At 37.8% G+C, this 19,978-nt stretch carries 17 protein-coding genes, 5 tRNA genes and 1 pseudogene; 15 read left to right on the top strand and 8 right to left on the bottom strand.

Annotated elements, in window-relative coordinates; all coding sequences use genetic code 11:
• Positions 1-2: 2 nt before the first annotated feature.
• Positions 3-695 carry an SDR family oxidoreductase gene (locus FPQ13_RS01265; protein WP_144087482.1) on the bottom strand — a complete coding sequence of 231 codons (693 nt, stop codon included), beginning with the start codon at positions 693-695 and terminating at the stop codon, positions 3-5.
• Positions 696-1,038: 343 nt separating this feature from the next.
• On the opposite strand from FPQ13_RS01265, the pseudogene FPQ13_RS01260 reads away from it, so the two are divergent.
• Both FPQ13_RS01260 and FPQ13_RS01255 read left to right on the top strand, forming a co-directional pair.
• Positions 1,039-1,499: pseudogene (locus tag FPQ13_RS01260) on the top strand (glutamine amidotransferase-related protein); the annotation flags it as partial.
• 99 nt (positions 1,500-1,598) lie between these two features.
• Complete coding sequence (locus tag FPQ13_RS01255; protein WP_186279503.1) at positions 1,599-2,477, top strand: GMP synthase (glutamine-hydrolyzing); 879 nt, start codon at positions 1,599-1,601, stop codon at positions 2,475-2,477.
• A gap of 141 nt (positions 2,478-2,618) precedes the next feature.
• Here the strand turns inward: FPQ13_RS01255 and FPQ13_RS01250 are convergent, their stop codons facing one another.
• The 5 genes from FPQ13_RS01250 to FPQ13_RS01230 all read right to left on the bottom strand — a co-directional run bounded on the left by FPQ13_RS01250 (position 2,619) and on the right by FPQ13_RS01230 (position 7,880).
• The gene (locus tag FPQ13_RS01250) at positions 2,619-3,353 is read right to left on the bottom strand and encodes an ABC transporter permease (protein WP_186279502.1); all 735 of its coding nucleotides are present in this window, start codon (positions 3,351-3,353) and stop codon (positions 2,619-2,621) included.
• Complete coding sequence (locus tag FPQ13_RS01245) at positions 3,340-4,269, bottom strand: ABC transporter ATP-binding protein (RefSeq protein WP_144087478.1); 930 nt, start codon at positions 4,267-4,269, stop codon at positions 3,340-3,342. The genes FPQ13_RS01250 and FPQ13_RS01245 overlap by 14 nt, the downstream gene beginning before the upstream one ends.
• Positions 4,262-5,413: an ABC transporter permease gene (locus FPQ13_RS01240; RefSeq protein ID WP_144087477.1), complete on the bottom strand. Its 1,152-nt coding sequence runs from the start codon at positions 5,411-5,413 to the stop codon at positions 4,262-4,264. The genes FPQ13_RS01245 and FPQ13_RS01240 overlap by 8 nt, the downstream gene beginning before the upstream one ends.
• A gap of 25 nt (positions 5,414-5,438) precedes the next feature.
• Complete coding sequence (locus FPQ13_RS01235) at positions 5,439-6,392, bottom strand: glycine betaine ABC transporter substrate-binding protein (protein WP_144087476.1); 954 nt, start codon at positions 6,390-6,392, stop codon at positions 5,439-5,441.
• 498 nt (positions 6,393-6,890) lie between these two features.
• Positions 6,891-7,880, bottom strand: a complete 990-nt coding sequence (locus FPQ13_RS01230) for a 4-hydroxy-3-methylbut-2-enyl diphosphate reductase (RefSeq protein WP_144087475.1) — start codon at positions 7,878-7,880, stop codon at positions 6,891-6,893.
• A 147-nt stretch (positions 7,881-8,027) separates the two neighbouring features.
• Between FPQ13_RS01230 and FPQ13_RS01225 the strand changes: the two genes are divergently transcribed.
• Positions 8,028-9,347, top strand: a complete 1,320-nt coding sequence (locus FPQ13_RS01225) for a DEAD/DEAH box helicase (protein ID WP_144087474.1) — start codon at positions 8,028-8,030, stop codon at positions 9,345-9,347.
• Positions 9,348-9,364: 17 nt separating this feature from the next.
• Positions 9,365-10,255 carry a deoxyribonuclease IV gene (locus FPQ13_RS01220; RefSeq protein ID WP_144087473.1) on the top strand — a complete coding sequence of 297 codons (891 nt, stop codon included), beginning with the start codon at positions 9,365-9,367 and terminating at the stop codon, positions 10,253-10,255.
• Between the two features lie 7 nt (positions 10,256-10,262).
• Here the strand turns inward: FPQ13_RS01220 and FPQ13_RS01215 are convergent, their stop codons facing one another.
• Positions 10,263-10,535 carry a DUF2624 family protein gene (locus FPQ13_RS01215; protein ID WP_144087472.1) on the bottom strand — a complete coding sequence of 91 codons (273 nt, stop codon included), beginning with the start codon at positions 10,533-10,535 and terminating at the stop codon, positions 10,263-10,265.
• 162 nt (positions 10,536-10,697) lie between these two features.
• Between FPQ13_RS01215 and FPQ13_RS01210 the strand changes: the two genes are divergently transcribed.
• The gene (locus tag FPQ13_RS01210; protein ID WP_144087471.1) at positions 10,698-11,120 is read left to right on the top strand and encodes a hypothetical protein; all 423 of its coding nucleotides are present in this window, start codon (positions 10,698-10,700) and stop codon (positions 11,118-11,120) included.
• Positions 11,121-11,175: 55 nt separating this feature from the next.
• Here the strand turns inward: FPQ13_RS01210 and ispG are convergent, their stop codons facing one another.
• The gene (ispG, locus tag FPQ13_RS01205; protein WP_144087470.1) at positions 11,176-12,288 is read right to left on the bottom strand and encodes a flavodoxin-dependent (E)-4-hydroxy-3-methylbut-2-enyl-diphosphate synthase; all 1,113 of its coding nucleotides are present in this window, start codon (positions 12,286-12,288) and stop codon (positions 11,176-11,178) included.
• Positions 12,289-12,480: 192 nt separating this feature from the next.
• Between ispG and FPQ13_RS01200 the strand changes: the two genes are divergently transcribed.
• The 10 genes from FPQ13_RS01200 (at position 12,481) to FPQ13_RS01155 (ending at position 19,964) form a co-directional block, all read left to right on the top strand.
• Positions 12,481-13,119, top strand: a complete 639-nt coding sequence (locus FPQ13_RS01200) for an NfeD family protein (RefSeq protein WP_144087469.1) — start codon at positions 12,481-12,483, stop codon at positions 13,117-13,119.
• 116 nt (positions 13,120-13,235) lie between these two features.
• A complete protein-coding gene (locus FPQ13_RS01195) occupies positions 13,236-14,867 on the top strand; it encodes a Na/Pi cotransporter family protein (protein WP_144087468.1) in 1,632 nt (543 codons plus the stop codon).
• A 431-nt stretch (positions 14,868-15,298) separates the two neighbouring features.
• Positions 15,299-15,373 (top strand) — tRNA-Asn (locus FPQ13_RS01190).
• A gap of 3 nt (positions 15,374-15,376) precedes the next feature.
• A tRNA-Met gene (locus FPQ13_RS01185) sits at positions 15,377-15,450 on the top strand.
• Positions 15,451-15,479: 29 nt separating this feature from the next.
• Positions 15,480-15,555, top strand: a tRNA-His gene (locus tag FPQ13_RS01180).
• An 11-nt stretch (positions 15,556-15,566) separates the two neighbouring features.
• Positions 15,567-15,643: transfer RNA gene (locus FPQ13_RS01175), tRNA-Ile, on the top strand.
• A gap of 10 nt (positions 15,644-15,653) precedes the next feature.
• A tRNA-Ser gene (locus tag FPQ13_RS01170) sits at positions 15,654-15,746 on the top strand.
• A gap of 178 nt (positions 15,747-15,924) precedes the next feature.
• Positions 15,925-17,319 (top strand): MDR family MFS transporter, encoded by a 1,395-nt coding sequence (locus tag FPQ13_RS01165; RefSeq protein WP_144087467.1) that lies wholly within the window; start codon positions 15,925-15,927, stop codon positions 17,317-17,319.
• 294 nt (positions 17,320-17,613) lie between these two features.
• A complete protein-coding gene (locus tag FPQ13_RS01160) occupies positions 17,614-18,954 on the top strand; it encodes a cytochrome ubiquinol oxidase subunit I (protein WP_144087466.1) in 1,341 nt (446 codons plus the stop codon).
• Positions 18,951-19,964: a cytochrome d ubiquinol oxidase subunit II gene (locus FPQ13_RS01155; RefSeq protein ID WP_144087465.1), complete on the top strand. Its 1,014-nt coding sequence runs from the start codon at positions 18,951-18,953 to the stop codon at positions 19,962-19,964. Before FPQ13_RS01160 ends, FPQ13_RS01155 begins: the two co-directional genes overlap by 4 nt.
• Positions 19,965-19,978: the final 14 nt, after the last annotated feature.

Below are 19,978 nucleotides of genomic sequence, written 5' to 3'. Positions count from 1 at the left end.
AATTAATGATTCTTTATAACAACTTGCTCTACATTTAAGTGTTTTCTAATAGAAGCGTTATGGTAGATGATGTCTGCGATATCTTCAGGGTCCATTAGACCTGAAGTAACCGATTCATCTAAAATGCCATCCCAGAATTCAGTAGACATACCGCCCATGTATGCGCCGAATACGTGAATGTCTGTATCTTCTAGTTCAACGAGTAGGCTTTCATGAAAGCCACGCATACCAAACTTACTTGCACAGTATACTGATTCAGTTTCTTTTCCCTCTAAACCAGCTGTAGATACGATGTTTATAATACTGCCGCTATTCTGTTCCTTCATATCAGCGAGTATTTCTTGTGTACAAAAAATGGTTCCTTTTAAGTTAGTGTCGATCATTTGATGCACAGCATCTTCAGTTAATTTTTCAGCCAATTCAAATACACCAACACCTGCATTATTAACAAGAACATTAACTGAACCAAGGTTCTCTTTTATGTTCGCGAAAACATTCGCTACCTCTTTTTTAGATGAAATATCTACAGAAAAAATTGAATAGCTTTTGTTTGGTAATGTTTTTGCAGTGCTCTCCAACTTATTTTCTGTTCTACCTAATAAACAAACATGAAATCCATCGTTCGAATATTTTCTTGCTAGAGCTGCACCTAAACCGCTTCCAGCACCTGTAATGACAGCAACTTTATTATCCAAGACATAATCAATCCTTTCTAAACTATAAATGATAGTTAATTCATTTTATCATAGGCTATTGATTCATTGAAAATAAAACAAGAAGAGAACAGATTTGAATCAAACTTGAAATATTGCTTGATAAGTATTGAATCTTCGATAATTGGCTACAAGATAACAAATTACTCGTAGCCGTGAAAGGAATTATTATGAACACCATTCATGGGACTAATCTGAAAATCCTATTCCGTTTTGTTAATTTGATGTGCGAAAAGGGTACATCTATCTATATGTACGAAGAGATGAGGTGTATGGAGTGAGGGCGAGTAACGAAAAGATTATTATTATTGATTTTGGAAGTCCAATGAATAAGGTATTGACAAGGAAAATCAGAGAATTAAATGTTTATTCTAAACTTGTTCCGCCGTCAATCACTGCAGAAGAAATAAAAAATATGAGACCAAAAGGTATTGTTTTGGGTGCAAGCCCTGAGAGTGTTTATACAAACAAATCTCCAAAACCAGATCCGAAGATTTTTGAACTGGATGTACCTATATTAGGTGTATGTTACGGGTTGCAGCTGATTACCCAGTTTTACGGCGGTGTTGTAGATGATACAAAACAAAATGAGTTTGGGATTGTAGAAGTTAAGGCGGACTCTCGAAATAAATTATTTAACGGTTTACCCGTCTACAACACAGCTCATATGAGGCATGGAGATCGAGTGAAAGAAGCGCCACCTGGTTTCTTTTTCTTGCTCATTCACCGGGCTGTCCGATTGCTGCCATTAGCTCTGAGGAAAAACAGATTTTTGGTATTCAATTCCATCCCGAAATGGAAGCAACTAAAAACGGTGATGATCTTTTACGGAATTTTTTATATGATATATGTCGATGTAACGGTCAATGGACGATGAAAAATTTTATGGAAGAAAGTATAGCTGAAATTCGTGAGACGATCAGAGAAGAAAAAGTAATCCTTTCCATTAACGAAGATATCAAATCAATCGTTTTAGCCGTACTTCTTCATAAGGCCATTGGAGACCAATTGGTTGGTTTGTTTATTAATAACGGACTATTGCGAAAAAGTGAACCTGAAGAAACAACAAATGTATTATCACAAAGGTTTAATATGAACATCACAACGTTAGATGAACAGGCTTCTTTCTTTGAAAATTTGAATGAAATCGAAATTGACGAAGAAAAAGAACTTGCCGTAGAAAATCAATTGGTGAATATTGTTCAAAGAGAGGTTAGTCAGCTTAAGACAATTAAATGGTATGCTTCGAATGCTCTGTACGGTGATAAAGATGATGCAAAAGATCTATTTCATCAATCAAGTATGCTAGGGTTAAAAGAACTTAAGCCACTCTGTTGGTTATACAGGCAGGAAGTTGAGGAGCTCGGCAGACACCTCCGGGTACCGGATTATATTTTGGGTAAGCAGCCTATTACACTCGTTGGGTTAGCGGGTAAAGTGAAGGGTAAGGTTACCGAAGAACGTATTCATGTTTTACGTGAAAGTGAAGCCATTTTAAGGTTTGAAGTTTTCCAAGCAGGTTTAGAATACCAATTGGAACAGTTTTATACAGTTTTGTTGCAGCCTGAGTGGGATTTTAGTGGCGAACAATGGACATATCCTATATTGGTTAAAATGATAGAGAAAATAAATTCAACACAAATGATGCGGGCAAAAATACCTGATAATGTTTTAGATCGAATAGCTCGACGAATAGGTAATGAAGTTCCAAAAGTGTCAAATGTATATTATGACATAACGGTTGATCCAGCAGTTGATTCATAAAGGACTACTTCTATAGGTGTAGTGAAGGTTCCAATAGCATATAAATGGCAAAAAACGTGGAGACCATCGTAATTGATGAGCTCCACGTTATTTGTTAAGGATTGGACTGAGAGAATTATAGTTGCCGGTTAAACGTTATTTTTAACTATTCCAAATTAGTCTTTGCTGCAGTGCTTTTAATAACAGTTCTACTATAATAGCAAGTAACGTTACCGGAATAACGCCTTCTAAAATTAAAACCATATCGAACGTTTTTACGCCGTTTACGATTAATACACCAAGACCACCAGCCCCAACAGTTGCTGCTAATGTTGTCGCACTAATGTTTATTACAAGGGCGGTGCGAATTCCTCCTAGAATAACATTTAATGCTAACGGGATTTTTATTTTCCGATAGACTTCTACTTCCGACATTCCCATACCTTTTGCGGCATCAACGATATCTTTAGGTACTTCTTCTATTCCGATGACGACGTTGTACACAATCGGCATTAATATATAAATGACAAGGGCGATGAGTGCTCCTTTAATGCCGTAACCTAAAATAGGAACTGCAAGAGCGAGTAAAGCAGGAGAAGGGAAGGCCTGGCCTAAATTGACTGTTTTTAATAAAAGGGCTTTAAATTCACGGCCGTAACTTGTCGTGATGAAAATACCGATAGCTGTTCCGAGTACAATTGCAATCAAGCTTGATAAGATAACCATCCAGAGATGTTCAAAAAAATAAACAACGAGCAGTGTTCGAGATCCGTTTTCGCTTTTTGAACTGAAAAATTTGTAGAGAATTTGTTCAAATCCTTTTGAATAAATCACGATAACAGTTAAGAGAATTGTAAGAAACGCTGCAACAAAAAGTCCTTTTTTATTCACTGTCATGGACATCACTTCCGGCGATTTGTAATAAAGCATCCCATGAAATGCTGCCGTTAATAAGAGATACTCGCTCTTGACCAGTCGTTAACATTGTTAATAGTACATCTCTCATTGTCGCGTCTTGATGTAGTGGGTTTTCATCTAACTCGAACGGTTCTGCATAATCCACCGCAGGCTTCCGTGACAAAATGGTTAAAATACCTTCTTCTTTAAAGAAGTCTTTTACGAAGTCATTTTTAGGATGAAGAACGATGTTTTCTGGTGTATCAACTTGTACGATCTCGCCCTTATTCATGATACAAATTCGATCTGCAAGCAGCAGTGCCTCATCTGTATCATGTGTAACAAAGACAACGGTTTTTTTCAGTTTTCGTTGAATCTTTCTAAATTCCTTTTGCAATCTTAACCGATTAATTGGATCAACTGCTCCAAATGGTTCATCCATCAGAAGAATCTCCGGGTCAGATGCCATCGCTCGTGCCACACCAATACGTTGAGCCTCTCCGCCTGATAATTGTGCAGGTGTTTTCACTTGGTAAATCGTAGGCTCCAAGCCGACTAAAGCAAGCATGTCAGATACTCGTTTGGCAATTGTATCTTCGTTCCACTTTAACAAACGTGGAACAGTCGCAATATTTTTATAGACGTTCATATGGGGGAACAACCCAATATTTTGAATTACGTATCCGATTGTTTTTCTTAATTGTACACCTTTTAAGTCATCAATATTTTCACCATTAACCGTGATAACCCCATCATTTCTTTCAATCATTTTATTGATTAATCTCAGTAAAGTTGATTTTCCACATCCAGATGGACCGAGTATAACTAAGAACTCAGAAGATTCAACGGTCAAAGAGAGATCATTCACAGCAGTAAAGTCACCATATTTTTTTGTCACGTGTTCGATGTTAATCATAGATTATACCCCCGATTATCTTTTCGATGGTTCGTAAAATATAGTCAAGCAGGATGGTGAAAAATACGATTGGTAGGACACCTAACAAAATTAAATCAGGCGATGCTTCACCAAGCCCGAGAAATACAAATGTTCCCATTCCACCACCGCCGACTAGACCAGCGAGCACAGCTCCACCAATTGTTTGAATAAACGCTATGCGTATACCTGTAAAAATAACCGGAAACGCTAATGGAAGCTCAATCTTTTGTAAAATTTGTCTGTTGCTCATCCCCATGCCGGTTGCTGCTTCAATAACGTTTTGATTAACGGAATGAAAGCCTGTTAATGTATTTCGGCCGATTGGAAGCAATGTGTATAATGTGAGGGCAACATAAGCAGGAGCCCAGCCTATGCCACTAACGCCGATTTGCTCAAAGAAAGGAAGGCTTCCTAAGCCAGCGAGCGGAACAAGTAACACACCAAAAAGAGCAAATGTTGGAATCGTTTCGATAATACTTAATGGAACCATAATTTTATCTTCTAATTTTTTTCTAGAATACGCTAAAAATCCTAGCGGTATTGCTATAAATGCACCGGTAATGACCGAAGCAAACGTAAGAAGTGCATGGATTCTAAGGTGATCATAAAATTGCTCTTTTTTAATTGTGTACTCTTTCACTAATGAGAGATTTGAAAATGCGTCTGTATTCGTAAAGTAATAGAAAAAACCAACAATACTCAATAATCCAATCCATTTTATATATGTATGGTTTTTAATCCGCTCTGTATAAGTCGAAAAAAGCATATATATACAAAATAGTTGCACATAAAAACCTGCTGAAAAACTTATACGCGCGGAAGACTGCCCATCGATCAACGCTTCAACATTGGAAAGTAATAACGAAAATAAAGCGATTATCAAACCTGTTGTTAATATAAATATGATTTTGTTTTTATGCTTTAGTTCAACAAAAGAGAATACGATGAATACCCCCCATACAAGAAGGATTGTTATACCTATATTTCCGAAAATCTCGAAGCTTGTATACGGTTCTCCAGGTAGAATTCGATTTGGCTTATGTTTTATGAGATTCAAAAAAACAAATGCTGCTGCTCCTATAGAGGATAGCAGCAGCAATGTTTTATCATTTATTGTAATCATTCATCCAACACCTTTTTGACTGTATTTAGTCTAAAAATCCTTCTTCTGTCAAATAGTCTCTTGCGACATCTTTTGGTGATAGCCCGTCTACGATGACGTCTTTATTCATATGTTGTAAGTCTTCTAAATCAATTGACGTAAACACATCTTCAATGATGTTCTGAATGTCAGGGTATTCGTCTAAAACTTCTGCTCTGACAACGACAGACGGTTCAAATACAGGTGGAATAGAAAGCGGGTCTTCTAAAACAACTAAATTCAAATCAGGTAACGAGCCATCTGTACCATAGACAAGTGATACATTGACATCATCTGTACCTTGGACAAGAGCACTGATCATTTCAGCTGTGTTTCCGTGTGGAAGCATGATCGTTTGATCTGAATCTAAATTGAAACCGTATTCTTCTTCCATTCCTAGTAATCCTAATTTCTTCTCTGCGAAAAGCTGACTCGTGATTAAAGTCACTTCGCCGCCGTCATTGACATAATCCGCAAAATCATCTAATGTTTTCAAATCATGCTTTTCGGCAAACTCTTTTTTGACAGCTAACATTTCAGTGTTGTTCGCATTAGCTGGAGCCAACCATATTAAATCATTATTTTCTTTGTCATATTTCTTTATGGTTTCATATCCCTCTGATGCATCTCTCCACACTTCTTCATCGACATTTTCAGCATAATATTGTCCGTTTCCTGTATAGTCGATTCCGATATCTAATTCATCCTGTAAAAGTGCGTTTCTATGCACATCAGGTGTACCGAACTGAACTTTATCTGTTATGTTGTATCCATTTTCTTCAAGGATTAGCAAAACCATATTACCTAAAATTCCACCTTCTGTATCCACAAAAGACCCGACAACGATTGGGTCGTCCGGATTGACTGCTTCTTCACTCTTTTCATCTGTCGAAGAGTTACAAGCTGCTAAGAGTACAAATATTAGCCCAACTGCAATCAATAATAACGTATTTTTTTTCATATAAACCTCCGATGTATGTTTTTTTGATAAGTTTTAATATATAAAAACTTTATAGGTTGATAATACAGGACTCGTTCAAAATTTACCAGACAATAGGTAATCATCTTAATTATTGTTTTTTATTTTCTTCCATTTCAAATATTCGAGTGACTTAATACATGAAGCTTCGACATCTCACTCTTGTTAGCTTGATAAAAGCTCATGAATATCCCTCCTGTGTTTTATCCTACACTATATGAATTCACATCGCATTTTTTCCTGTTCAGTATATTGGAATAAAATGTCGATAAAAACGGAAGGGAAGTGCTACCGGATTATGTTGGTGGGGTTTATTGGGGGGGGCGAGGAATATTTGAAGATAAGAAACAAACGAATAAACGATAGAAAAGCTGAAATCTGGACTGTCTATCACCAAGATGGAGAGCATAAAAAAACTGTTTCTATAAGCCTAAGCGAGAGGCTTACAGAAACAGTATAAATTTACTTGCGAGATGTACTTTATTTTTTGATTGTCGCACGATTCTTTTTGGCAGGCTTTTTATTAGGCTTTACTTTTGGAAGAATTTTTGTGCTCGTTACAAGGCTTTCTCTTGACCAAGTCGATTCATCGTTTTTATCATAATTCTCGATGAATTTGATGACTTCTTTGGCAATTGGAGTTGGTGTTGAAGCACCAGCTGTAACGGCAACTTTTTCGCAGCCTTCAAGCCATTCCAATTTGATTTCCGAAACATCGGCAATTCGATATGCTTCTGTATTGGCAAGTTCTTTTGATACTTGTGCCAACCGATTGGAGTTGTTACTCATTGGGTCGCCTACGACTAGTGTTAAGTCCGCATCTTTTGCTTGTTCAGCAACTGCCTCCTGACGAACTTGCGTAGCCATACAAATTTCTTGAACCAATTCTGTTTGTGGATATTTTTCTTGGACGAGAAGCATAATGTCATGTACATCCCACTGACTCATCGTCGTTTGGTTCGTGACAACGATTTTCGAAGTAGGATCGATCGTTAAGTTATCGACATCATCTTCTGTCTGTATTAAATGGACGTGGTCTGGTGCGACACCGACAGCTCCTTCAGGCTCGGGGTGACCTTTTTTACCGATGTATACAATTTCATATCCATCAGCTACTCTGTCACGAATTAAGTCATGTGTTCGAGTTACATCTGGACACGTTGCGTCAAGAACAGTTAACCCTTTATCTTCAGCGACTTTTTTTACTTCTGGTGATACACCATGAGCAGTAAAAACAACCGTTCCTTCATTGATGTCTTTTAATAATTCTAAACGTGACTTTCCACGTTGATCTAACGTAATAATCCCTTCATCCTTGAAAGCGTTAGTGACGTGGCTGTTATGAACAATCATCCCAAGAATGTAAATTGGCCGAGGTAGGTTAGGATCCTTTGCGGCATTACTTGCGATGACCATTGCGTCAACCACACCATAACAATAACCTCTAGGGGCTATTTTGATGACTTCCATTGATTGGTTCCTCCTCAAATCGCAATAATATCTCTCTAAACCTATTATAAGGCCTATGAGTAACTTTTACAAAGTGTTAAGTCGTTGGCAATTCATTCTATTGTGATTTATAATAAAAGATGGCAGTTTTAAAGGAGAATTCGTCTTATGACTAAAATGTTTAATGATTATGCACTAAGTGAGAATATGCTTCAAATTATTCACCAATTAGGCTTTAAAAAGCCAACTGAGATCCAACATGAGGTGATCCCTCAGTCGTTCAGTAATCGGAGTATTATTGGACAATCTCAGACAGGTTCTGGGAAAACGCATGCTTATTTAATCCCGTTATTCGAACAAATCGACACAACAGATGCATCTGTACAAAAAATTGTAATCGCACCGACACGTGAGTTGGCGATTCAGATTTTTGATGAAGTCAAAAAAATAATTCATCTCGCAGATGATCAGGTTGGATGGAATGCTCGGTTGGTCATTGGTGGCACAGATAAAAACCGCGAATTACAAAAAATGAAAAACCAGCCACATTTAATTGTTGGTACGCCTGGAAGAATCCTTGATTTTATGAAGGAGCAGGCAATTAAAACGGCGTCTGTGAACACAGTCGTTCTTGATGAAGCTGATTTGACGATCGATTTAGGTTTAATTAATGAAGTTGATCAAATTTTATACCGCTTAAAAGAAGATGTTCAAACGATGATTTTTTCTGCAACGATTCCAAAAGGCTTGCAGCCGTTATTGAAACGTTATTTAAATAATCCGCTCCATATCGAAATAGATCACGGTTCGTTTGGACCAGAGAAACTGGAGCACCGTTTAGTCCCATTGCGGCACCGAAATCGAGCGGACTTGCTAATCAAAGCTTCGGAGTTAATTAATCCATATATCGCATTAGTATTCGTGAATAAGAAAGAAGATGCGGATGAGTTGGCGAATGAATTAATTTCGAAGGGATTTGAAGTTGGTTTAATACATGGGGGATTAAAACCTCGTGAGCGAAAGCGTATGCTTCAAGAATTAAAATCATTACGTTTTCAATATATTGTGGCGACTGACTTAGCCGCAAGAGGAATCGATATTCCTGGAATTAGTCATGTCTTTAACGCGCAGTTACCACAAGAAATGGATTCATATATTCACCGTGTAGGCCGTACCGCAAGAGCGGGGCTTGAAGGGACAGCCGTAAGTTTTTATGAAGAAAAAGATTTACCTTTAATTGAAAAATTAGAAGAACGAGGCTTGTCATTCACAAATATGGATATTAAACAAGGTGAATGGGTTGAAGTCAAAGAATGGAATGAACGGAAAAAGCGTGAGAGGAAAGAATCTGAACTAGACGCACAAGCGTGGCAACAAGTCAGAAGAAAGAAAAAAGTGAAACCTGGCTATAAAAAGAAAATGAAGTCTGAACAAGAACGAATTAAACAACAAATGAAAAGAGACCAATTTCGGAAAAAGAGAAAATAGTGGAAGGGGAGACGGGAATGATTTTAGGTTCACACGTTTCAATGAGCGGAAAGAAAATGTTATTGGCATCCAGTGAAGAAGCAGTTTCTTATGGATCCAACACATTTATGATTTATACAGGGGCGCCACAAAATACAAGAAGAAAAGCAATAGAGGAGTTAAATATTGAGCAAGGTAAAGCTCATATGAAAGAGCATGGAATCAATGAAATCATTGTCCATGCCCCTTATATTATTAATATTGCGAACACAACGAAGCCTGAAACCTTTGAATTAGGTGTCAATTTCTTACGTAGTGAAATCGAACGGACAGAGGCTCTCGGTGCTAAACAAATTGTCTTACACCCAGGAGCTCACGTCGGAGCTGGAGTTGATGTTGGAATCAAGCGAATCATCGAAGGGTTGAATGAGGTGCTTGAAAAAGATCAATCCGTTCAAATTGCTTTAGAATCAATGGCTGGAAAAGGTTCAGAGTGTGGTCGTAGCTTTGAAGAACTCGCCAACATTATTGATGGTGTCACTCATAATGATCGTTTATCTATTTGCTTTGATACTTGCCACGTCCATGATGCCGGTTATGATATTGTGAATGATTTGGACGGCGTGTTAAAAGAATTTGATGACATTATTGGATTGGACCGTTTAAAGGTACTTCATATTAACGACAGTAAGAATGAAAGAGGGGCAAGAAAAGACAGACATGAAAATATTGGATTCGGTCACATTGGGTTTGAGGCATTGCACCGTGTCATTCATCTCCCTGAATTTAATGAAGTACCTAAAATATTGGAAACACCGTATGTCGGTGAAGATAAAAAGAACCGAAAGCCACCTTACAAATTTGAAATTGACATGTTGAAAAACGGCGCTTTCGATGAAGATTTAAAAGATAAAATTGTTAATCAATAAGGGTAAACTATAACAAGTGGTCTAAGTTATACTCTTTAGCTAAGTTTTCCAATAATTTCTTCGCATTATTGGCTTCTCGACGACCTATATTTTGTTCAATATAAGAAAATGTTTTCAATCGATCCTTTTCCGAAAAAGGGTCGATTTTTTTTGTGTGGATGAAGTCGAGTAATTCTTCAGATTGGCTCATAGTAAGCGGAATATTGTACCGTTGACTATATTGAACGATTTCTTTTGGTGAAGTTTGTGCTAACTTCATCCGAACGAGTTGCTTAATCATGGGATCAACCTTTCTGTAGTCATTTCATTTATATATATGTATGAACAACGAGGATGGCTCATGCGAACCAACCCAATTGTGACGAAAATAATAATTTTCATTCATAAAATAACCACTTATACACAGACTAAAGATACGAAAATAAAGTGGAGGCATGCAATCATGAAAGATGATCAATATAATAATGAATCAGAATACACTTCTAACCAGGATGATTTCACATCAACCAGTCATGTCAATGAACAAAACACAGACTCGGAACAAGAAGTAGAGTCAATAAATCATTATGATACGGAATTTACTGCGGATGCACCAGCGATTAATCCTCATGAATCAAGTCGTTCAGAAGTAAAGAAATATGATAAACGAACGAATATGAAAGTACGTGCACAGCACGGATGGGGATGGTTAGCACTTAGCGTAGCGGTGATTTCGTTCTTTATATGGACGATATTTTTCGCTATAGTTGGAGGAGTGTTGGGCGTATATGCAATACGGAAAAACAGCTTGATATTGGGAAACGCTGCCATTATATTATCAATGTTTGCGGTCATTTTCCGACTGATGGTGAATCCAATTATTTAGACAAAAAAGCCGGTAACGAGCGTATATTCTCATCACCGGCTTTGTCTTAGTAAGGTTACGTGTTTAGTTTTTGTTTTTCTTCTTCTTGTTTTCGATAATGCTCTTCAGCAAGAATATCGATTTCTTTTTTCAATTCTTCAACCATGGTTTCTTCAGGGACTTTACGGACGGTTTTTCCGTGACGGAATAGTAAACCTTCGCCGCGTGCTCCTGCAATACCTATATCTGCTTCTTTCGCTTCACCTGGTCCGTTTACGGCACAACCAAGTACAGAAACTTTAATAGGTGCGTGGATTTTTTGAATGTATTCTTCGACTTCATTCGCAATGGAAATTAAATCGATCTCGATTCTTCCACAAGTAGGGCATGAAACTAATGTTGCAGCGTTGGCAGCTAAGCCGAATGACTTCAACAATTCTTTTGCTACCTTCACTTCTTGTACAGGGTCAGCACTTAAAGAAATTCGAAGCGTACTTCCAATCCCTTTGTTTAAAATAACTCCTAGACCTGCTGCACTTTTTACAGAACCAGCAAAAAATGTACCTGATTCAGTGATACCAAGGTGAAGCGGATACTGAATTTGTTTAGCAGCTTCTTCATATGCTTCAATCGCTAAGTTAACATCAGATGCTTTCAATGAAACGACAATGTCGTAGAAGTCTAGATCTTCGAGTATTTTAATATGCTCAAGAGCACTTTCAACCATTGCTTCGGCTGTAGGGTATCCATATTTCTCTAACAAGTGTCTTTCTAATGATCCCGCGTTGACTCCAATTCGAATTGGAATTCCTTTTTCTTTCGCTGCGTTTACGACAGCTTCAACACGTTCTCTTTTACCGATATTACCAGGGTTAATACGGATTTTGTCCGCGCCGCCTTCAATCGCTTTCAGTGCGAGACGGTAATCAAAGTGTATATCAACGACAAGCGGTATATTAATTTGTTTCTTTATCTCTGGAAGTGCATTTGCTGCACGTTCATCTGGACATGCTACACGAACGATTTGACAGCCGGCGTCTTCTAACCGATGAATTTCTGCAACAGTAGCTTCAACATCGTGTGTTTTTGTTGTCGTCATCGATTGAATAATAACTTCGTCTGTTCCACCAATGACAACATCTCCTACACGTACAGGTCTCGTATCCTTACGGTGTGTAATTGCAGGCATGCTACAACTCTCCTTTAATCTTTAGAAAAATAAATATCCAATATAGATAATAACACAAAACCGATTCAATTTACCATATTAACACTTGATAAAACGTATTGGTTTCAATATTAGTTTATTTCTACAATATTATTATATAAAATAAAGAGAAGAATAAAAATATTTAGTCATGTAGAAATGCGGGGGAGAGAAATGCTTTTAGATCATAATTTTTTCGTGTTTTTAATTCCTTTTTTAGGGTTGTTTTTCTTGTTTGGTGAGCTTTTTGTAAAAATTAAAGGTGTAGGAGCAATTTTAGGACTTGGATTTATAGCGTATTACTTTTCTTTTTATCTGGACTCTTTACAATTACTGATCATTACTGCAGTTTTCTTGGTAGGACTTGGGTTAGTAGTCTTAGACGGAAAGTTAATTAATGATGGTACATTGGGTGTTATTGGTTTATTACTGATGATTTTTATAATCGGTTATACTGCACCAGGTTGGATAGCATCTTTTTATAGTTCTGCGGGTGTTTTGTTAGGTAGTTTAAGTAGCTTGTTTTTATTAAAAGTATTTCCGAAAAGGAATATGTGGTCAAAAATTGCTTTGAAAGATCAGCTGACGAGTGAAGCGGGGTACAATTCATTAAATGACGAATATAAAAGCTTGCTCGGAGAAAGAGGCATTACAAAAACGGTTTTGCGACCGACGGGAACGATTGTAGTAAATGAAGAAAAATACAGTGCAGTTTCTGAAGGAAAGTGGATTGAAATGGATAAAAAGGTTGAGATTGTGCAAATTGAGGGAACAAGGATTGTAGTTAAAGAGGTCGACCGATCTACAGAATAATTTACCATTATTCTCGATTGTAAAGATTGTGTAAATTTTTCACCTTAACCGTTTACAATAAACGACTTTGTTCTACATAATGTGAAAGGGTTAATAATTAAACAGAGGTGAAATCAATGGGAGATGTATCTGTTCAAGAAATGATATTCCTATTCATTGGTGGATTAGGAATTTTTCTATTCGGAATTAAATATATGGGGGATGGCCTCCAAAAGTCAGCCGGCGATAAACTAAGAGAAATTTTAGATCGTTTTACAACGAACCCATTTATGGGAGTTCTCGCTGGTATAGTCGTTACCGTATTAATACAAACGAGTACAGGAACAACTGTGTTAACGATTGGTTTGGTTAACGCGGGATTTATGACCCTTAGACAGGCAATAGGAGTCATTATGGGGGCTAATATCGGTACAACGGTCACTGCGTTCATTATCGGTATTGATATCTCTGCATATGCACTTCCGATAATTGCAGTAGGTACATTATTACTATTTTTCTTTAAAAATAATCGGATTAATTATTTGGGACAAGTTTTCTTTGGTTTTGGTGCGTTGTTTTATGGTCTCGAACTAATGGGTGAAGGTATGAAACCACTTCGAACTTTAGATACCTTCCAAGAATTAACTGTTTCGATGAGTGAAATACCACTATTAGGAGTGTTAGTCGGAACAATCTTTACAGTCATCGTGCAAAGTTCTTCGGCAACGATTGGGATTTTGCAATCGTTACATGCGGAAGGCGCGATTGAGTTAGCCGCTGCATTACCTGTTTTATTCGGCGATAACATCGGTACAACCATTACGGCCGTTATTGCAGCAATAGGCGCCAGTGTAGCAGCAAAACGAGCGGCAGCAACGCATGTTATATTTAACTTAGTTGGGGCAATACTCTTTTTAATACTTTTGCCTCCATTTACAAGCTTAATCTCTTGGATGCAAGAAGTGCTGGCATTGGAACCGAAAATGACCATAGCGTTTGCTCACGGTACGTTTAATATTACGAATACGATTATTCAGTTTCCGTTTATAGCTTTATTGGCTGTACTTGTTACGAAAATTGTTCCTGGTGAGGATCAAGTAATTGATTATAAACCAAAACATTTGGACCCGATATTTATTGCGCAATCACCTTCTGTGGCGATTAACCAAGCTAAACAAGAGACGTTGCGTATGGGCGAATTAGCTGTACAAGGGTTGCAAGAGACAAGGGATTACGTGAATACTAACAGTGGAAAACACTCCGAAATGGCTTATCAATTCGAACATGCGATAAATGATTTGGATAAAAAGATCACGAACTATCTTGTACAAATTTCTAGTACATCGATTACTGAAGCGGATAGTACGTTACACTCCAGTATCGTGAATATTGTCCGCGATATCGAACGGATAGGGGACCACTTTGAAAACGTTCTTGAGCTAAATGAGTATAAACTCACGAATAAAGTCATTATTACTGAAGATGCGATGCAAGACTTAAATGAAATGCTCGATTTAACTATTTCAACAGTTTCACAAGCTTTGGAAGCATTCGAAACAATGGACGTCGAACTAGCCGATGCTGTAATGGCGAAAGAAAATGCAATTGATAATATGGAAAAAGTTTATCGAAAAAATCATATTTTACGTCTAAATAAAGGGATCTGTAATGGGACTGCAGGAATTGTATTCGTCGATATGATTAGTAACTTAGAACGAATAGGAGATCATGCATCAAACGTAGCGCAAGAAGTCAAAAACAATCATTAAATGAAATGGTATGTATGACCGCTTTCTAACATAGAGGGCGGTTATAATTTTATGAAATTTGCAGGTTACTGGAGGTAGATTAACGGTTCTAAAGGACTGTTTTGGTAAGTCTTATCCTAATTTTTGACCTTTTTATATTTTCCAATAAAATTTTAAAAGAAAACTTTATGGAGATAGGATTGACAATCATGAAGGAACATGATAAATTATATTTCGTCGTCGAAAATTGCGAAGTGAACGAAATAAGATAGACGAACACGGAACATATTAAGTAAAGCGTGTTTCAGATAATAATTACTTTATTATATTCCAGCGTAGCGAACCGTAAACATCTTGAGAAGCTTCAGTGTAGGTTTGCGAGGAGTGGATACACGACGAGCACTGAGCATATTAAGCAAAGCGTGTACCACGTAAAAATTACTTTATTATATTCCAGCGTAGCTCAGTGGTAGAGCAGTTGGCTGTTAACCAATTGGTCGCAGGTTCGAATCCTGCCGCTGGAGCCATATGGCGGCGTAGCTCAGCTGGCGAGAGCGTACGGTTCATACCCGTAAGGTCGTGGGTTCGACTCCCTCCGCCGCTATTTTTTATGAATTAAACATTTTACATATGGCGGTCGTGGCGAAGTGGTTAACGCACCGGATTGTGGCTCCGGCATTCGTGGGTTCGATTCCCACCGGTCGCCCCATTAAATACTTAGGACCCTTAGCTCAGCTGGTTAGAGCTATCGGCTCATAACCGATCGGTCGCAGGTTCGAGTCCTGCAGGGTCCACCATTTACTCTTCGGAGGAGTACCCAAGTTCGGCTGAAGGGAGCGGTCTTGAAAACCGCCAGGGGCTTTGCGGCCCGCGGGGGTTCGAATCCCTCCTCCTCCGCCATACATAAAATAATTACTCTAAAAGTCAATCGACTTTTAGAGTTTTTGTTTTTTATCATGTATATAAGCCATTATGCGAGTAAATTTTATGAATAATATTATTAATCATATTTATTTATTTCGGGTTACTAAATTGTTATACTAATACTTAATTTGCGAAGGTAGAAGGAAGGTTCACCATGACAGATGAAGAACGAAGTAAAATAAAAAAAGTTCCCTTAATGATCGCCTTATTATCTGGGGCTTTTGTAGCAATTCTAAATCAAACCTTATTGGGCACGGCGTTACCATATATAATGAGGGACTTACAGATTGATCCAAACTTAGGTCAATGGCTTCAATCCATTTTTATGCTAGTTAACGGGATTATGATACCTGTTACTGCTTTTTTGATTGAACGATTTACAACGCGTGGACTCTTTTTGACAGCAATGGGTCTTTTTGCGTTTGGATCCTTATTATGTGCGGTTGCACCGAGTTTCGAAGTTCTGCTAGTCGGACGTGTTTTTCAGGCCTCTGGTGCTGGAATTATCATGCCGTTAATGCAAACGATTCTCTTTTTAATCTTTCCGATTGATAAACGAGGAAAAGCGATGGGATATTTTGGTCTGATTATTGCTTTTGCACCAGCAATCGGTCCAACGTTATCCGGTTATCTTGTTGAAAATCATCACTGGAGTATTTTGTTTTATATTGTCTTACCAATAGCGATATTCGATATGATTGTTGCTTATTTTATTTTAAAGAACATAACGAAACAAACATACCCATCCGTTCATATTCCATCAATCATTTTGTCTACACTTGGATTTGGTGGATTACTTTATGGTTTCAGTGTAGCAGGGGATGCTGGTTGGCTGGCGACAGAAACCATTATTTCTATATTAGTAGGTTCAATCACTTTATTCCTTTTCATTCGTTTACAATTACGAATGGAAACGCCAATCTTGGAGTTTCGAATCTTTAAATTTAAAACATTTACGATTGCGACAGTAATTGGTATGGTTTCATTTATGTCAATGATCGGCGGAGCAATCATACTGCCAATCTTTATGCAAGATATGCTTGGCTTTTCTCCATTGGACTCAGGTCTCATGTTAATGCCTGGGGCAGTTTTAATGGGACTAATGAATCCTGTGACAGGAACGTTATTTGATAAGTTTGGACCACGTTGGTTACTGATTATCGGTTCATTGGGCCTCTTTCTGACAACATTGTTGTTTACAAATTTAGACGAGTCCACATCGTTTTTATATTTAACGGTGTCAAATACGTTGCGTATGCTTTCTATTGCGATGATTATGATGCCTTCAACAACAGCTGGTCTGAATGTGTTACCTGAGAAATATTTGCCACATGGTACGGCAATGAATAATACGTTTCGTCAAATATCAGGTGCGGTAGGAACAGCTTTGCTCGTTTCCGTTATGACACATCAAATTACACCGAATGCCGGAGTCGCCGGTGAAATTAATGGTGTAGTTGTATCCTTCTACGTTGCAGCGATAATCTCTATAATAGGGTTTATTTTGTCGTTATTTATCAATAATCGATCGGATCGAGCAACATTATAAGTATTTAGCAGACCTCTATGAGTATTGACTCTCTGGAGGTCTGTCTTTTGTTCGATCAACAAAGGTTTGTTTTAATGTTATTGTGGAAAACCAAGAATATCACGACAGTTTCCATCATTTTAATAGATTCAAGATACTTAAAAGTGTATTTTTTATTCGTTTTAGCAAATTGAGAATTCATTCACAAATAGTACATAATAAAGCCATATAACCATCATAGATATAAGCTTTAGTCAAGATCAGATAGGGTATAATAGTAATTGATAGATGATATTACTCGACGGGGGGAGAAGCATGTTATTTGATGATCCGGTATTTGGAAGTAGAATGCTTACCATGTTGACGCTAAGCTTTCATATTATCTTTGCGACGATTGGTGTTGGCGTACCTTTAATGATTATGATTGCACAGTGGATCGGCATAAAACGAAATGACCCTCATTATCTATTAATGGCGAGAAGATGGGCCAAAGGATTTGTTGTAACTGTAGCTGTTGGTGTAGTTACTGGGACGGCGATTGGCTTGCAATTAAGCCTCCTTTGGCCAAGGTTCATGGAATTAGCCGGGCATGTGATTGCCTTACCTTTATTCATGGAAGTATTCGCTTTTTTCTTTGAAGCAATTTTCTTAGGTATTTATCTATATACTTGGGATCGCTTTGAAAATCCAAAAAAACATTTATTATTACTCGTACCAGTTGCTATAGGAGCTGCAATGTCGGCATTCTTTATAACAACGGTCAATGCGTTTATGAATATGCCTGAAGGGTTTGAAATCGTTAATGGACAGTTAACAAGCGTGAATCCACTGATGGCAATGTTCAACCTTGCAACTTGGACAAAAGTGACACACGTTGTCGCTACTGCGTTCATGACTTCAGCATTTATTTTGGCTTCAATCGCTGCCTTTCACTTATTGCGTGGTTCGAAACAAACCTATCATAAAAAAGGCTTGCACTTGACGATGAAAGTTGGTTTAGTATTTGCAATTGCATCAGCATTAATCGGAGACTTTTCTGGAAAGTACTTGGCAGAGCACCAACCAGAAAAGTTAGCTGCAGCAGAATGGCATTTTGAAACAGAAACAGAAGCACCACTTATATATATGGGTATATTGGATGACGATCAAAACGTCCGCTATGCGCTTGAGATTCCATATGCATTAAGTATTTTAGCGTTTAATAATCCATCTGCTGAAGTGATAGGGTTAAATGAATTCCCGGAAGAAGAGCAACCACCTTTGTTTATTCACTATTTCTTCGACATTATGATTACAATAGGCTCATTGATGATTTTCTTAGGGCTGATTTATGTAATTGGAACGCGGTACAACTGGAATTGGATCCGACAAAAATGGTTTCGTTTTTGTATTTTGCTAGGTGGCCCTTTATCTATGATAGCGATCGAATCAGGATGGTGGCTAGCTGAATTCGGGAGACAGCCATGGATCTTAAGAGGTTTTATGACTGTTGACCAAGCGGCAACACAAAGTGATCATGTCGGATTGATGTTTGTTTTGTTTGCGATTCTGTACTTAATACTAGGTATCGGGGTCGTCGTTGTGCTCACGCGTATGTTTAAACAAAACCCAGTAGAAAATGATCTAGCATCATTACAAGGTGGTGAGGGTCGATGAGCTATGAGATTTTAGGTATGGCTGTTTTATGGACATTTTTATTTGGATATGTGATGATCGCCTCCATAGATTTCGGTGCAGGGTTCTTTAATGCTTACAGTAAATTAACCGGGAAAGAGCATATATTAACAAAGGTTATTCAGCGGTATCTTTCGCCTGTTTGGGAAATCACGAACGTCTTTCTAGTGTTTTTCTTCGTAGGCATTGTCGGTTTTTTCCCATCAACTGCTTATTATTATGGAAGTGTTTTGTTAGTGCCAGTCAGTATCGCACTGATCTTACTAGCAATACGCGGTTCGTACTATGCTTTCGAAACCTATGGACCAACAGGACATAATGGATATGCATTTATGTACGGGGTGTCAGGTTTACTATTTCCAGCATCTCTTTCTGTCGTTTTCGCTATTTCAGAAGGAGGATTTATTGAAATAACTGACTCTGGACCTATCTTGGACTATTGGTCATTATTTACAAGCCCATTGACGTGGAGTATTGTCGTTCTGGCTGTCGTTGCTGTATTGTATATTTCAGCCGTCTTCCTAACGTGGTATGCAGATAAAGCAGGCGATACCAATGCAACCAACTTAATGCGAAAATACGCTTTAATTTGGGCTGTGCCTCTGATTGTTACTGCTGGTGGGATTATATACGAACTACGCTGGCATAATCCAGATCATTTAGAATTGATCATTGACTTATGGTGGATGTTTGCCATCTCCTTTATATTCTTTATTGGTTCTGTATATTTTCTTATCAAAAAGAAAAATTATGGCTGGTCAGTAACGCTGTTATTCGGACAGTTCGCATTTGCTTTTTATGCGTACGGCATTTCGAAGTATCCGTATTTGCTTTATCCTCACTTAACAGTAAATGACGGATTTACAAACGATACAATGGCGATATCATTAATCACAGTATTCATTCTAGGATTTGTTATGCTCGTTCCGTCATTGTATTTAGTTTTCAGGTTATTTTTATTCGACAAGAGATATATTCAAGGCGATAAATAGTTGAGGTGAATGAT

Source organism: Allobacillus salarius, assembly GCF_007559425.1.
Taxonomy (GTDB): Bacteria; Bacillota; Bacilli; order Bacillales; family Alkalibacillaceae; genus Allobacillus; species Allobacillus salarius.
This window is presented reverse-complemented; position numbering and strand designations above follow the sequence as displayed.